Origin of the sequence: Pseudochryseolinea flava, from assembly GCF_003286915.1 — a bacterium.
Classification (GTDB): domain Bacteria; phylum Bacteroidota; class Bacteroidia; order Cytophagales; family Cyclobacteriaceae; genus Ohtaekwangia; species Ohtaekwangia flava.
This window is the reverse complement of record NZ_QMFY01000006.1, coordinates 47,333-62,364: the sequence shown is the minus strand read 5'-3', so window position 1 is coordinate 62,364 and position 15,032 is coordinate 47,333. Positions and strand designations below refer to the sequence as shown.

Here is a 15,032-nt window from a genome sequence, read left to right as displayed (position 1 = left end):
CTTAATTAACGTAACACCTTTTTAACAACAGCCTTCAAGTTTTCTGGCTGAAAGGGTTTTACGATCCAACCTGTTGCCCCCGCTTCTTTTGCCTCTTGCTTCTTCGCCATCTGCGATTCTGTTGTGAGCATGAGGATCGGAACCAGCGATAATTTCTCCTGGCTTCGGGCTTGCTTGATCACCTGAATTCCATCCGCCTTCGGCATGTTCAAATCAGTGATGATCAAATCTATCTGAATACCGCTCGCGAGTTTGCTAATCGCTTCAGCACCGTCAGATGCGGTAATCACCTGATACTCCTCTTCCAGAGTTGTTGAAACGACCGCAAGAATACTCTCCGAATCGTCTACTGCTAATATTGTCTTCTTCATTTGGTTTGGATTAAAGCTTCAATTACCTCCGCGATTGGCGATGCCGGTTTGTGATCTAGCCATACGATGGAGATTGTTTTTTTCTCCTTCGCCAGTAGCCCCATCATTTGAACAAGCATGTAGTCATGTGCCAATACACTATTCAATTCGAACTTTATCGGTGCTTGCCGCTGCAATAAATCCTGATAAAGGTCATTAATAAAATCAGCGCTGGTAACCCTCTCCGTTATGGTGAGCGTTACCTCCCCTCTCTCCCCTATGATTATTTGCGCTGATTTCATGTCTTAAAAAAATATTTCGTCGTCACTCACCAACTCTTCCTGAATACCGAACGTGTTGTTAAAGATCTCACGCTCAGAATCCATCGTATACGTTTGTTTCACCTCGTTGAGGATCGACATTCTCAATTCCTCCGAGATCTCAACCTCAAAAGCTCTTCGCTCTTCGCGCAGACGATCGTGCATCTTGATAATCAGATCCATCGCTTCTAACACATTGCGAAGATTCTCTGCCGTATTAAACAAAAACAGCTGAAGTGTTTTCGATATATCACGGTCGGCCCAAAGCTGCCGAAGTATCCGCTGGATCTTGTTAGAAGCCATCAGATAATCTTCTTTCACCTGCAACATCTGATTGTAGGAAAGCTTGATTACATCATACAACACCAAAGTAAAATGTGCATTCCCTGTTGTATCGTTGCTCTTATATATCTGAGAAAACTCTTTGCTCAATGTAGATTCAACGGCATAGATATGCTCTAGCTTTTGACGGATAATATCATGGTACTGCAACTCTATAATGATCGAGTCGAAGCTTTTCACAGCTATACGAACCTTCTCCCGTAAATCTGTATTTAATTTGCCCGAAGCCATTTTTTCGCGTGCGATCGTATTGTACTTCTTTACCTTGTTGGTAGTCACTAGAAAATCATTATTCAAGTGATCATACAATGCATCAATCTTTTGATTCAGACTCTTAAACAAACTTGAGTACTGATTGGCTATATAAGCGCTGATATGGAATTTAACGACCTTACTCATGATTGATTAATGACGATGAATCCCACTTCGGGAAGAGGGAGTTAATAATTTGTTGTTCTTCGCGCGAATTCAATCGATTCGATATCATGCGCAGCACAATCCACCGATGGAAGACTTCATCTTTTTTGTTGCACTTAATGGCGATCGTAAAATCAGCATACAGCACTTCAGCCCGATGAAAAGCCTCCTCAAACTTCTGATAGAGAATGTGATTCACGCTCAATATCAATTTCAACTTCTCTGCTAACTCCCGATCCAGCCAAAGTTTTGTTATCTTAACTTTAATGGTATCAAGAATACGTTCGTAGCGGCTCTTAATGTATTTTATTTGCCCCAAGCATACATTTGAAATCGAGTCTATGTAACTGGTCACATTATTAACAAGATCTTCCTTACTGCTCATGGCAAAGCGAACCATCTTATTCACTTGTTTGATATGTTGAAGCGGCTCAATGAGTTCGGCAAGTTGCGCACTGTCTTTTTTAGCATCTTCAAAAACACGCGAAGCCTTATGCAGCTTCTGTTCAAACTTCGTTTCAACTTTGCCCGTATGGCGCCGAATGCGATGAAGATATAGATCGAACGACTGCTCCAACCCACGCATCTCCTGCTGGAGAACGCTGGTCATCAGGTCAATACTTTCGTCTATCTCGTTAATGGCTATCTTCATATTCGACACCGACACTGGTGAAGTCATATCAAACACACTACTTCCTTTTGGTTACAAAGTAGCATCGAAATAAAGACGAGAAATCTAGGAGGATTCAGAAATTGAAGGGATGATGTCATAAAGTGGACTGGGAAATTTCCCAATCCCACCGACATACCCTTAGCCTGCGGGCTTTAAATTAGATTTTCAACCAAAAATACTAGGCGTGCTGCAGGTAAAGCTTAATTAATTGCACAACATTTTTTACATCGCACTTTTGAAGAATGCTCACGCGATAATTAGCCGCTGTTTTCTCACTGATAAATAATTTAGCCGCAATCTCATCGGTATCATGACCTTCTACGATCAATTCAAGAACCTCAAGCTCACGCTTTGAAAGCACTTGCTTAAAAAAATCGTGACCCACTTTAGGCTTGTTCATGTTCTCGACAATATTCGACATGATATTTTGCCCGATATACTTCTTTCCCTGTGATACTGACACAATACCAGCAATCAACTCCTCTTTCGGCGTGTCTTTCGTCAAATATCCTTTCGCACCTGCGTCAATAGCCTTCGTCGCATATGACGATTTATCATGCATCGTCAACAGCACAACTTTGATAGATTTATTATACGTCTTGCAATATTCCAGAACCTCAAAACCATCGCCGTCTGGAAAATTAATATCACACAACAGGATCTCGGCATCGGTGTGTTTATCGAGCATCGTTTTGGTCTCAGCAACCGTGCCTGCTTCGGCTAACACGGTACATTTTCCTGACAATTGCAGCATGTTTACCACACCTTCGCGTAGTAGGCTATGATCATCGGCTACTAAAATCTTTATCATATTAAGAGAGGGGAATCGTTAAGCTGATTGTTGTTCCACTATTTTCTGCAGCATTGATAAGCAGTTTACCCTTCAGTAGGCGCGCTCGCTCATGCATCGTTTTCAAACCAAAACTATTCTGTTTTTTCATCTGCACAGAAAGATCAAATCCTTTTCCATTGTCTTCCACGATCAAGTTGATGCTTCCCTTTAACTTCATACACATCAATGAGATACTTGTTGCACCTGAATATTTGATCGCGTTATTGATCGCTTCCTGTGCTATACGGTAAATATGAATCGCATTACGTTGATCGGGTTCATAACCATCGAGATGAATCTTGCACGTGATTTCTTTGTCTTTCAACGAATGGTATCGTTCTAACAATCCAGATAAAGCAGCTTCCAACCCAAGGTTACGAACGCTTAGCGGCATTAAATCACGCGTAAGGCTCTTGATGTCCGTTGTGATATGCTGGACGAGCTCGCGTACATTTTTTCCTTGCTGCTGCAGCTCCGGGGAAAGGCCGGCAGAAATTTCTTCAAGCTGAAGTTTTGCAAGACTTAACAATTGCCCCACGCCGTCATGCAACTCCCGGGCTATGCTTTCTTTCTCATTCTCTTGCACCTGAATACTAATCTCTGTTTGGCGACGCTGTGCCTCCAACTGCGCCTCGAGCTTTGAAAGCGTCAACAAGTTAATCTCATTCTCCAACCGCGCTTTCTCGGTCATGTCGATGATGTTAAATACAAAGCCTATCGGGTCACCCTCGTGCCATATCAACGAGGTCGCTGCTTGTGTCACAAACTCTCTTCCTGATTTCGACATCACCGAAAGCTTACTGTGGAATTTATCTTCCAACACACCCTTCAATCCAAGCTTAGGCAACACCGTTCGAATATCTTTACCGATAATTTCATGCTGTTTGTACTCCAAGGAATCGAGCGCGGTTTTATTCACAAACTCTATCGTTCCATCTACCGATGTAAACAAAATCATTGAGTGATTCTGTTTAATCATCTCCTCGTAAATGGTAAGCTCTTTCTTAAATAATTTATCCTGCGAAAGATCGGTTACCGTACCCACCATTCGCAATGGCGTATCGTCATCGGCAACTTCTACGACTTTTCCACGAAGTAAAACCCAACGCAGATTGTTTCTATTATCACGCAATTGAAGTTCGACCCGTAGCGGTTCAAATGGCGCATGCAAGGCTATTGTCAACAGGCTTTGAAATTCAGATAACGACTCATCATGAAGCGCATCTGTGAAGGCAAATGATTCTTCTTTATTGAAGCCTAAAATTTCGCGCGCACGCTCTGAGAAATACCACTCCCCTGTGGCGATGTTAAACTCACATACACCATCCCCATTACCCTCCAACGCGTACGCCCAGCGCAATTTGCTCTCCCGTAAATCTTTGTTAAGGCTTTGCAACGCACGCATCTGGGTGATGAGCTTATCTTGTGTAACCGTTAACGTCTCATTGAGTTCTGTTTGCTTCTGCAATGACTCCACCAATCTCGCTTCGGCATCTTTCGCATCCTGAATGTCCTTGATAATACCGATGATCCGGGTGATATGACCTTTATCGTTAAACTCAACAGCCATATTCGATGACTCGATCCAACGATATTGACCTTCTTTTGTCATCATCCGGTAGGTATAGTCCATGGCCTTGTTATTGGCGATACGTTCTTTAAAACTTCTCCAATCGAATTGCCATCGATCGCTCGGGTGAATTAAAGACAGCCACTTCTCACTTGATATTGTGATCTGCTCACCGGGCATTCCGATCATCTCACAAAGGCGTGCGCTAAAAATACAATGATCTTGCTCAACGTACCAGTCGTAGACACCGAGTGATCCTACCTTCAAAGCAAACGCATACCATTCCTCACGCTGCTTTATACGCTGATATAATCTTTCCTGAAGATCATATGAAAGATTAAGTTCTTCCTCGCGTTTAACTTCTTCATCAACATCTTTTATAATTCCAACATTGCGCCGGTATAATTTAGCCGCGTCGGAATAAAATGAATAGCTCTGAATTTCTACCCACTTATAATTACCTGATTTCGTTTGAATGCGATATCGTGTAGGACCAAAATATTCCTTTTCGTCTTCTATCTTCCGGGCGAGCTGTATCGCAAGCTTATCATAATCATCAGGATGAACTAATGAAACCCATTTGAGATAAGTGGGCTGAAACTCTGCTGGCGTAAATCCGATAATCTCGAATAGCCGCGCGTTAAAAATTAAATCTCCGTTGTAAATATTCCAATCGTATACACCAAGGTCGCCGGCTCTCAAGGCAAACTCCAAGCGCTCCTGCTGTTCTTTCATGCGCTGCTCCATGAACAACCGCTCAAGCTCAGCTTTAATCCTAGTCGACAAAACTTCAAAAGCAAGACTTACAAAATCAGGATCTTGCACAGGAGACTTGAAGAGACCCACCACAACACCGATGGGAACATTCGCAGCATTTACCAGCGCGATTCCAACGTATCCCTCAATGCGCATCTCCACCAACAAATTATCGTCTGGAAATTGCGCCGCAACACCTTCTTGATAAACACAAGACTTTACCGAGCTCAAGGTTGCGCAAGGTGTTCCCTCTAGCGGATACGCAAACGGTTCCATCAATCCATTTCGATCGTATGCCGCAATGGTCGATACTTCTGTTCGCGTCTTATTGACATTGCCAATGAGGGTGTAGTCCGCATTGACAAGTTTCGCGATGCGCTCTACCGTGAGGTTAAAGAACTCATAGCCGATTTTTTCTGACAACTCAAGCTGCATGCGCAACAACGCCTTGTCGGGTGACGAAGCCCGTTGCTGAAAATCATGGCTATGTATTGTTTTCTCGTTAATCATCCGCTTTGTCGAAGTTGTACTTTATCGAATCGTTTTATGCATCGTTGTCAAAAGCATATTACAATCTTGTTCCTGCTTGAATGAGCGCCTTTTGAGATTCATTTTGAATTTACAAAAATCAACACGAACACCACCAACAAATAACATTTTTGAAAATTAACTCGTGTAGGATTTACGCTTTTTTGCGATCCTTTACTGCTTTTACGACCGAATTCACAGACGACCTACCGCCACGATACTGCAACTATAAAAGCGTTCACCGCGTGCGACGCCATCAATACCGTTGACATGGATGACGTACCTGATCACAGATGATTTTCTCGAGAATTTTACCGGAGCAGGTGAGAATTCCAATTATTTAATAATTTAAGCTTTTCAAAGCCCTCCCCTTTCAATTGACAAGTAGCTGAACGGTGAAAGAATATTCATCTGAAGAAGATATTGTAGCGCAACTTCGTGTTGGTAATGACGATGCATTTAAATTCATCTTCGACCAATACTATAGACCGCTCACTATCTTCGCCATGAAATACGTTGGTGATGTATCGGAGGCAAAAGAAATTGTGCAAGATTTCTACGTTCGCCTCTGGGCTCGCCGCGCCGATCTTCAAGTTCGGTTCTCGCTCCGCATGTATCTCTACCAAAGCATTCGCAATGCCTGTCTCAATTATTTAGAATCCAGTAAAGTCGCACAAAAAAGATTGAAAGGTTATCACGTTCCCCTAAGCACCACCGACAATGCCCTTGACCACATCGTAGTGGCTGAACAAGAAGAAATGCTCATGCGCGCCATCGATAATCTTCCCGAAAAATGCCGAGAGATATTTCTGCTCAGCAGAATGCAACGACTATCGAATCAGGCTATCGCCGACCAGCTCAACATCTCTATCAAAACCGTCGAAGGCCAGATTTCAATCGCGCTCAAACGTTTACTGGAATGGATAATCGCATTGATTATCTTTTTTTTATAAAAAAGTTAAAAAATCTTTAAGGGTAACAATTCATTTTCCTGTCTCTGGTAAAATTTTAATTCTAAAACCAGAACGGAAGCATGATGCACCATTTCTACAAAAAGAATTTTCTTCGCGGTTCAATTCTCTTGTTTACGATCAGCATTTTGTTGATCTCCTCCTCGACCTCCGCTCAAACATTCACGTTTTCCGAAACATTCGATGACACACCCACAGGTGAGGTTCCCGAAAATTGGAAATGGTATTCGCTTGGCGGAACCCATGGCAATAATTGGGTGCGTAGTACGTACGGATTCTTTGGACCGAAAGTGATGAGTAGTGGCGCTGAATACGCCTTTCCTGGACAAGTAGATGAAGATTGGTTGGTAACACCACAGATCACTCCCGTCAATGGCGACTATTTGATTTTTGACTCAGGGCAAGAATTTGTTTGGGATGATTGGGGATCAACTTTCGAAATTTTGATCTCAACAAAATCAGCAAGTCGGAGTGATTTTACGAACGTACTCGCCTCCTATACGGAAACCGAATTCCCTGGCTACCTGTACGAAGAAAGAATTACGCTCGACTTATCGGCATACGTTGGAAAGCCCATCTACATCGCGTTCGTACACAAAAATCCCGTCTCCGACGAAGCAGGTGAGATGCCTCCGGTTGAAAACTGGTATCTCGACAATGTAGCCGTAAGAGCGCTGCAACCCTTGGACTATGCGGGCGCCGAAATTCATGGATCATATAAAAGCGTTATCAGAATCGTTCAATCAAAAACGTCGGTCATTGTAGGATTTATCGTGCGCGCTGCCGGCGACAACGGTGAGGCTAACATCACTTCCATGCGCTTTACTACCGCCAACACTTCTCCACTTGTGAAAATCAAAGAAGCAACAGTCTACATCACCTACGATCAATCATTCATCGCCACCGATGACGAAAATGGTATTGTGTGGGCAGATGTGTATGGTACGGTTGAAAATCCCGGCGATGAGTTTATTGTTGAGGGTGACAAACCTTTATCACGGGGCGACACATTCTTTTGGTTGATGTACACCTTGGAAGCCGATGAACATGATCTTCGTTATCCATATCCAGAAGCCGACGCAACCTTTGAAAGCGTAGTGGTAAATGGTGTAGAACACGCTACAACAGTGCCGTCAACGGACGGGGCACACGCAGTCGTCCCGCACACACCGCCTAATGATTTTTATGCTAACGCGGAAGATATCACCCTAGACAAAAATCGTTATGGCTCCTATACATACAAAGCCACGTTCGAATCCGAATTGGAAAAACTAGCCTACTGTGCTACCCCTGTTAACGGGACAGCAATGGATGGATCTAACTCTGTATGGTGGCGCTTCAAAGCACCTGGCGATGGCAGAATAACCGTCGACCTTTCAGCGTCAGATTTCAACACACTCCTTCTCATCCAGGACGATAATTACTATCAACTTGCTTGTAACAAAGACATCGATGGAAATGCCTTCATCTTCCAATCTAAAATCACCGACTTCGACGTACGCGCCAACCAAGAATATTATATCCGCGTGAGTGGAGAAGGTCTATACCCGGGTGATCCTAATACGGCCAACGGCGTTGTTCACATGGATTTCTCATTCTCATTTCCGCTTTCCAATGAAGGCAATTTGGAAGATGATCTTTCTGCGTTATATCCAAATCCAACGACAGGTCTAGTGTACGTGGATCTTTCACTCAAACGCCCCACGCATGTCACATTCGACATTATTGATTTTATGGGACGCCCCGTTGCAACACAAGATCTTGGATTCTACACCACGGGAAAAGTTGAGCGAATCCCAGTAAACTTACAGTCGCTCCCGAATGGAACGTACATGGTTCGACTGCGGGAAGCGCAACACGATCAGCCAAAGAAACTTGTAATCTTCAATAAATAATCCACACGTCATGCAAAATACAGAGCCTGCAGAACGTCAATGGTACCTCGCCGCGAAAGCACTTTCAAGCTCCCTCACTTCAGAGGAACAAATGGAGTGGGAAGCTTTTACACGCAACGAGAAATTCCGACATGACTTCGAACAACTAAAAAAACATTGGAATGTGGCCACAACCCTGCCCTATGCCGACATCAACAAAGAAGCCGACTGGGAAATTGTGCTGGGTAAAATCAAAGCGAAAAAACCAACTAAACAAAACTTTTCGATCGGTAAGATTTGGCGCGTAGCAGCGGTTATTACAGGTTTTATCGCGTTATCCATCATCGCATGGAATGTCGGATTCAAGCGCAACGGTCAGGCGATTGCCACCATGATACAAGCACCTAAAGGCGCCAGAACGCACGTTGTTCTTCCCGACAGCTCGAGTGTATGGCTTAATGCCGAAAGTAAAATTTCTTTTGATCAACACTTCGGGAAAGATAATCGCGACATCACCCTTGAAGGTGAAGCGTTCTTCGATGTAGAAAAAGAAGCGGTGCCGTTTCAGATCCATACCGCAGATTTTGATATCGAAGTGTTGGGTACAGCTTTCAATGTGAAAGCCTATCATAACGACGACGTTCTCAGCACAACGCTAATCCGCGGTTCGCTTCGCATCTCGAAAGAAAACAGTAGTGGTACCGTTGATCAGGTTGTATTGAAGCCGAATGAAAAAGTAGTCTTACGCGGCACGCCACAGGAACGCCTCGCACAATCCTTTGCGCTTGAGAAAAATATCGACGGACAAGCCGAAGCCGATTGGAAAGATGGCTGGCTCACTGTTCGCGGTGAATCGCTTCAAGACCTTTGCAAAAAGATCGAGCGTCTCTACAATGTAACCGTCCGTTTTGAAGACGAAAGCTTAAAATCTTACCACTATACCGGAAGAATTCAACAACTCAGCCTTGAACAAGTATTGAACGCACTCGCTCTTACATCGCCTGTGATGTTCAACGTAAATGAAAAAGAAGTGACACTACGACTCAACAAGTCGACACAATCAAAATACCAGTAAGAATATTTATTGTTAACCGAAAACCACAAATATGAAATGATTTTACACTAGCCGTCGGTGCAAAAAAAAGTGGGACCAAATGATGCGGCAACATCAGATGATCCCGGTGGACTGACAACCTTTCTGAACCTACCTGCAAGGGCGAGGACAAAACATTTATCCAATCCTAAATTAAGTCTATGAAAAAAAACGAATACGGCCAACACCGTTGGTCAGTATTGAACAAAACAGTATTGGTTATGAAAATTTGGCTTTTATTGTTGATTCCTATCGGTGTAGCGATCGCAGGCGATGTGCACTCACAAAATGTGAGCATCTCGCTGAAAGACGCCACCATCCGGGAAGCACTTCACGCGATCGAACGAGAAAGTGGATACTCCTTCTTTTACAATGATTCGTTCAACGACCTTGAAAAAAGAATCTCCATCACGGCGAAAGCTGAAGCACTGAGTACGGTCGTTCAAAAAGTACTTTCGAACACCAACCTTACGCACAAATTTCTAGAAGGAAAGCTAATCGTCATCATGTTGAAAGATACATCCGACAAGATTCGTGTGAAGGGAAAAGTAACAACCTCCGATACACACGAAGCACTTCCTGGTGTAAACGTAACAATCAAAGGCACTGCGCAAGGCACGATAACGAATGCTGACGGTGAATACATGATCGACGTCGAGACGGGCGCCACATTGATATTTTCTTTTGTGGGGTACCTCACCGCAGAATCCGTAATCACCAACGCCACTACGGTTAACATCGAACTACAAGTAGACGCACAGACCCTTGGCGAAATAACCGTTGTGTCCACGGGCTATCAAGAAATGGATAAACGTCTGTTCACGGGTTCCGCCGTGATGCTCGACGCAAAAGACATCAAGACAGAGGGTACTACCGACTTAGGACGAATGTTACAAGGACGTGCAGCAGGCGTATCGGTTCAGAATGTGTCCGGAACATTTGGTGCCGCTCCAAAGATTCGCGTGCGTGGCGCTACTTCAATCACTGGCGACAATAAACCATTGTGGGTTGTCGACAACGTAGTGCTGGAAGACGTCGTAAACATCTCTGCCGAACAACTCACCACCGGAGATCCAAACACACTCATCGGCTCATCAGTAGCCGGACTTAACGCCGACGACATCGAAAGCATTACGGTGTTAAAGGATGCATCAGCAACGGCACTGTACGGCGCACGCGCAAAAGACGGTGTCATCGTAATCAAAACTAAAAGAGGTAAAGTCGGTAAACCGCAGATCACCTACACTGGAAATTTCTCAACATATCTCAAGCCATCCTACAATAATTTTAACATCCTGAACTCAGTCGACCAAATGTCTGTGTATTCAGAAATGGAAAGGAAAGGTCTCTTGAATCATGCAACGATGTCCGCACTCCCCAATGGTGGTGTATTTAAAAAGATGTATGATATCATCAACGACTCGTATAATGAGCAAACCGATGAATACGAATTACTGAACACGCCAGAAGAACGTCGCGCATTCCTCAAACAATATGCGCTGAAGAATACCGACTGGTTTGATCTGCTTTTTAAAAACTCTTTTGTTCAAGAACATTCGCTAGGTGTCTCCGCAGGTACTGATATCTCGCAACTATATTTTTCAGCCAGCTATTATAACGACAACGGTTGGACTATTGCCGACAACGTAGACCGTTACACGCTGAACGCAAGGGGAACATTCAAACTTTCTGAAAAAGTAAGCTTTGGATTAACAGCCAATGGTTCCTCACGTACACAACGCGTACCCGGAACCGTTACGCGCGACGTCAACGTAGTGGAAGGAGGATACGATAGAGATTTCGATATCAACCCTTTTAGCTATTCACTTAACACCAGTCGTGTACTTACCGCTTATGATGATTCCGGCGACCGTGAATACTTCACGAGGAACTACGCACCGTTCAACATCATGCACGAAGTTGCAACAAATTATATCGACCTCAATCTTTTAGACCTTCGATTACAGGGTGACCTGAGCTATAAACTCTCAAAAGATTTTAAGTATGAATTCGTTGGTGCAGTGCGCGATGTAAGAACAACAACAGAACATAAAGTCGAAGAAGAATCGAACATGGCAGAAGCCTATCGCGCCGATGGAACGCAAATCATACGGCGTGGCAATAAATTCCTTTATTACAATCCCGACTTTCCCAATCTAGATCCTGTAGTTGTACTTCCAGAAGGTGGATTTTACAATCGCTCCGACGATCGGATGCGCAGCTACTACATTAAAAATCAGCTCGACTGGAACCATACGTTTACAAATAAACACAACTTAAGCATCGTAGTAGGCCAAGAAATAAGAATGGTAGATCGCCAAAATGCATACAACAACGGCTACGGCTACCAGTTTAACAAAGGTGGTTTAGCGTTCACGGACTATCAAATTGTAAAGCAACTCCTCGAAGGAAATTTTAATTACTTCGGCATGGGCTACACACAAGAGCGCTATGCAAGTTTCTACGCAGGGGCAAATTACTCTTGGCGCGACAAATACATTTTTAATACAACGCTTCGTGCCGATGGTTCCAATAAACTTGGCGAAGCACGCACCGCACGATGGTTACCCACGTGGAATGTGAGCGCCGCGTGGAATCTTGATACCGAACGCTTCATTCAACAAATAAACCTGATCGATTTCTTGACGCTCAAAGCGGGCTATGGTCTTACCGCCAATGTTGGAAACGCCACAAACTCTTCCGTCGTCTATCGAAGCGGCACAACACGCCGACCTCACCTCGATGAAACAGAAGCGCAAATCATCATCGACGGTTTAGAAAACCAAGACTTGACGTGGGAGAAACAATATGAATTAAACATCGGACTAAGTGCTGGCATCTTCAAAAAGTACACCATCGCTTTTGACTACTACAAACGCGATCATTTTGATCTTATCAGTGTGATCAAAACTTCTGGTATTGGCGGCGAACCATACAAAGCCATCAACTATGCTGATATGAAATCCCAGGGCATCGACCTTACCCTCGGTGCAACGGTATTGAATCGCGGAAACTTCAATTGGTCTACCAACTTTGTTTACAGTTACAACAAAAGCGAGATCACAAAACTCAAGAACTTACCACGAATCTATAATCTTGTGTTTCAAGATGGCGGTGCACAACAAGGCTACCCGGTTCGTGGACTTTTCTCCATCGACTACCAAGGTTTGAGTGCCGACACCGGTGTACCGACGTTTATCGATCATGAAGGAAATTTAACATCGAATGTATACCTCCAAAGTCTCAATACCCAGTACCTAAAATACGAAGGCCCTGTCGATCCAACTTTTACAGGTGGTCTGTCGAATACGATTCAATATAAAAACTTCGCATTGAACGTATTCTTCACCTATCAAGGTGGCAACAAAATTAGACTCAACCCTTCTTTCAAAAGTGAATATTCAGACCTCGACGCCATGCCGCGTGAATTTTTAGATCGCTGGATTTTACCTGGCGATGAACAACACACCGACGTACCCGCTATCGTCGACCTCAGCACGTTGGTGTCGTTAGGCACGACGTATCCTTACAATGCCTATAACTATTCCACCGCACGTGTTGCCGATGGTGGTTTCATTCGCATGAGAACGATCGCGCTTACCTATACACTACCAAGCAAAATGGTTGGCACCACGCCTTTCAGCAATGCTTCAATCAGTATTACCGGAACAAATCTCTGGCTGCCTTACGCTGATAAAAAATTATACGGACAGGATCCTGAGTTTTTTACTTCGGGCGGTGTGGCGCTTCCTGTACCGAAGCAGGTTACACTTTCTGTAAAACTTAGTTTATAAAATGAAATCATTGAAAGCTATGACGAAAAAGAATTTGATAATCTTACCCGTGCTTTGCATCATGATTATCGTTACGGGTTGTGACGATTTCCTCTCGGAGACGCCAGACAACCGCGCTTCGCTCGACACACAAGAAAAAATTGCCGAACTACTCGTGACCGCATATCCGGAAGCCAATTACATTCCTTTCTGTGAGGCGATGTCGGATAACGTGGAAGACAACTTTGGCGCACCACAAGATGTGATCAATGCTGATGCTTACTTCTGGCGTGATGGCGCTGCAACCTGGCAAGACTCCCCTGAAAATTATTGGAACAACGCCTACACCGCCATTGCGGCAGCGAACCATGCATTACGTGCAATTGAAGAACACAATGACCCTGCATCGCTCGACGCTCAAAAAGGAGAAGCGCTTGTAGCCCGCGCTTATGCACACTTTATGCTCGTGAGTTTATTCTCGAAGATGTATGATCCTTTAACAGCTGATCACGATGCAGGCATTCCCTACGTCACTGAACCCGAAACAAAATCATTGAAAGAATACGAAAGAAAAACAGTGCAGTACGTCTACGACATGATCGAACAAGATCTCGTCACAGGCATTCCGTTGATCAATGATCAAGCTTACGGCGGTGACGGCAACAATGCTTCGAACTTGGCACGTTTCCATTTCAATCGCGCCGCTGCACACGCCTTCGCATCACGATTCTACTTGTTTAAGAAAGAATACGATAAGGTTGTTGAACACGCCGACTTCGTACTCAACGAAAGCGACCTCGTATCATCATTACGCCCGTGGACAACAACGTACCGGTCCTACACGACCAATGAGTTATCGATTGCCTATACGCGCTCCACAGAAGATACCAATCTCCTTTTATGTGAAACCGCTTCGAGTTGGGGATCCACGTTCAACAATCTCCGTTACGCAACAGGTGCTACGCGCATGAATGAAATGCTACTCGTGAATAATCCGGCAGCATCGTACTATGCTTATTCCACATACGCTACAAACACCGGCATTCAATTCATATTTAAGTTCCGTCAGCATTTCGTTAAAATAGGAACCAACGCTACGACAGGGTATCCCTACACGATCATACCACTTTTTACGAAAGAAGAAGTGTTGCTGAACCGTGCCGAGGCGTACGCCATGCAAATCAAGTTTCACGACGCGCTCATTGAAATGAATAAGTTCATCAGTGCACGCGTCTTGAACTACAATCCCGAAGTACACAACGTGACATTCAATAGACTTTACAACCTCTATCAGGAGAATGACAACAAAAAGGCAATTGTGCGTGGGATTCTCGAATTACGCAGGGTAGAATTTGTACATGAAGGCCTTCGCTGGTTTGATATACTCCGACATAAAATCCCTGTAACGCATACAACTAATAACGGACAATCATTCGTGTTAGGTGCCAACGACAAACGCCGTGTCATTCAACTCCCCGCCGAAGCAATTTCTATGGGAGGATTAGAACCCAATCCACGCTAACGTATAATTAA

Annotated in this window: 11 protein-coding genes; 5 read left to right on the top strand and 6 right to left on the bottom strand. The window is 44.1% G+C overall.

Going from position 1 to position 15,032, the window contains the following annotated elements:
- Positions 1 to 5: 5 nt before the first annotated feature.
- The 6 genes from DQQ10_RS13085 to DQQ10_RS13060 form a co-directional block, all read right to left on the bottom strand.
- The gene (locus DQQ10_RS13085; RefSeq protein ID WP_112747331.1) at positions 6 to 371 is read right to left on the bottom strand and encodes a response regulator; all 366 of its coding nucleotides are present in this window, start codon (positions 369 to 371) and stop codon (positions 6 to 8) included.
- Complete coding sequence (locus DQQ10_RS13080; protein WP_112747330.1) at positions 368 to 652, bottom strand: hypothetical protein; 285 nt, start codon at positions 650 to 652, stop codon at positions 368 to 370. The genes DQQ10_RS13085 and DQQ10_RS13080 overlap by 4 nt, the downstream gene beginning before the upstream one ends.
- Before the next feature lie 3 nt (positions 653 to 655).
- Positions 656 to 1,411, bottom strand: coding sequence for a hypothetical protein (locus DQQ10_RS13075; RefSeq protein WP_112747329.1), 756 nt, complete (start codon positions 1,409 to 1,411; stop codon positions 656 to 658).
- Positions 1,404 to 2,081, bottom strand: a complete 678-nt coding sequence (locus DQQ10_RS13070) for a hypothetical protein (protein WP_133259636.1) — start codon at positions 2,079 to 2,081, stop codon at positions 1,404 to 1,406. Before DQQ10_RS13070 ends, DQQ10_RS13075 begins: the two co-directional genes overlap by 8 nt.
- A gap of 199 nt (positions 2,082 to 2,280) precedes the next feature.
- The gene (locus tag DQQ10_RS13065; RefSeq protein WP_112747327.1) at positions 2,281 to 2,913 is read right to left on the bottom strand and encodes a response regulator transcription factor; all 633 of its coding nucleotides are present in this window, start codon (positions 2,911 to 2,913) and stop codon (positions 2,281 to 2,283) included.
- Between the two features lies 1 nt (position 2,914).
- A complete protein-coding gene (locus DQQ10_RS13060; RefSeq protein ID WP_112747326.1) occupies positions 2,915 to 5,770 on the bottom strand; it encodes a PAS domain-containing protein in 2,856 nt (951 codons plus the stop codon).
- Between the two features lie 413 nt (positions 5,771 to 6,183).
- Between DQQ10_RS13060 and DQQ10_RS13055 the strand changes: the two genes are divergently transcribed.
- The 5 genes from DQQ10_RS13055 to DQQ10_RS13035 all read left to right on the top strand — a co-directional run bounded on the left by DQQ10_RS13055 (position 6,184) and on the right by DQQ10_RS13035 (position 15,021).
- A complete protein-coding gene (locus DQQ10_RS13055) occupies positions 6,184 to 6,741 on the top strand; it encodes an RNA polymerase sigma-70 factor (RefSeq protein ID WP_112747325.1) in 558 nt (185 codons plus the stop codon).
- Positions 6,742 to 6,821: 80 nt separating this feature from the next.
- Positions 6,822 to 8,654, top strand: coding sequence for a T9SS-dependent choice-of-anchor J family protein (locus DQQ10_RS13050; protein WP_112747324.1), 1,833 nt, complete (start codon positions 6,822 to 6,824; stop codon positions 8,652 to 8,654).
- Between the two features lie 10 nt (positions 8,655 to 8,664).
- Positions 8,665 to 9,708 carry a FecR family protein gene (locus DQQ10_RS13045; protein WP_112747323.1) on the top strand — a complete coding sequence of 348 codons (1,044 nt, stop codon included), beginning with the start codon at positions 8,665 to 8,667 and terminating at the stop codon, positions 9,706 to 9,708.
- Positions 9,709 to 9,887: 179 nt separating this feature from the next.
- A complete protein-coding gene (locus DQQ10_RS13040; protein WP_112747322.1) occupies positions 9,888 to 13,520 on the top strand; it encodes a SusC/RagA family TonB-linked outer membrane protein in 3,633 nt (1,210 codons plus the stop codon).
- Positions 13,521 to 13,539: 19 nt separating this feature from the next.
- A complete protein-coding gene (locus tag DQQ10_RS13035; protein ID WP_165823921.1) occupies positions 13,540 to 15,021 on the top strand; it encodes a RagB/SusD family nutrient uptake outer membrane protein in 1,482 nt (493 codons plus the stop codon).
- The last annotated feature ends 11 nt before the right edge of the window (positions 15,022 to 15,032 follow it).

Bases quoted from the DNA above. Each gene is read 5' to 3' on its own strand.
- DQQ10_RS13045 (WP_112747323.1), top strand. From the start codon at position 8,665: ATGCAAAATACAGAGCCTGCAGAACGTCAATGGTACCTCGCCGCGAAA.
- DQQ10_RS13065 (WP_112747327.1), bottom strand. From the start codon at position 2,913: ATGATAAAGATTTTAGTAGCCGATGATCATAGCCTACTACGCGAAGGT.
- DQQ10_RS13040 (WP_112747322.1), top strand. From the start codon at position 9,888: ATGAAAAAAAACGAATACGGCCAACACCGTTGGTCAGTATTGAACAAA.
- DQQ10_RS13035 (WP_165823921.1), top strand. From the start codon at position 13,540: ATGACGAAAAAGAATTTGATAATCTTACCCGTGCTTTGCATCATGATT.
- DQQ10_RS13075 (WP_112747329.1), bottom strand. From the start codon at position 1,411: ATGAGTAAGGTCGTTAAATTCCATATCAGCGCTTATATAGCCAATCAG.
- DQQ10_RS13080 (WP_112747330.1), bottom strand. From the start codon at position 652: ATGAAATCAGCGCAAATAATCATAGGGGAGAGAGGGGAGGTAACGCTC.
- DQQ10_RS13085 (WP_112747331.1), bottom strand. From the start codon at position 371: ATGAAGAAGACAATATTAGCAGTAGACGATTCGGAGAGTATTCTTGCG.
- DQQ10_RS13050 (WP_112747324.1), top strand. From the start codon at position 6,822: ATGATGCACCATTTCTACAAAAAGAATTTTCTTCGCGGTTCAATTCTC.
- DQQ10_RS13060 (WP_112747326.1), bottom strand. From the start codon at position 5,770: ATGATTAACGAGAAAACAATACATAGCCATGATTTTCAGCAACGGGCT.
- DQQ10_RS13070 (WP_133259636.1), bottom strand. From the start codon at position 2,081: ATGAAGATAGCCATTAACGAGATAGACGAAAGTATTGACCTGATGACC.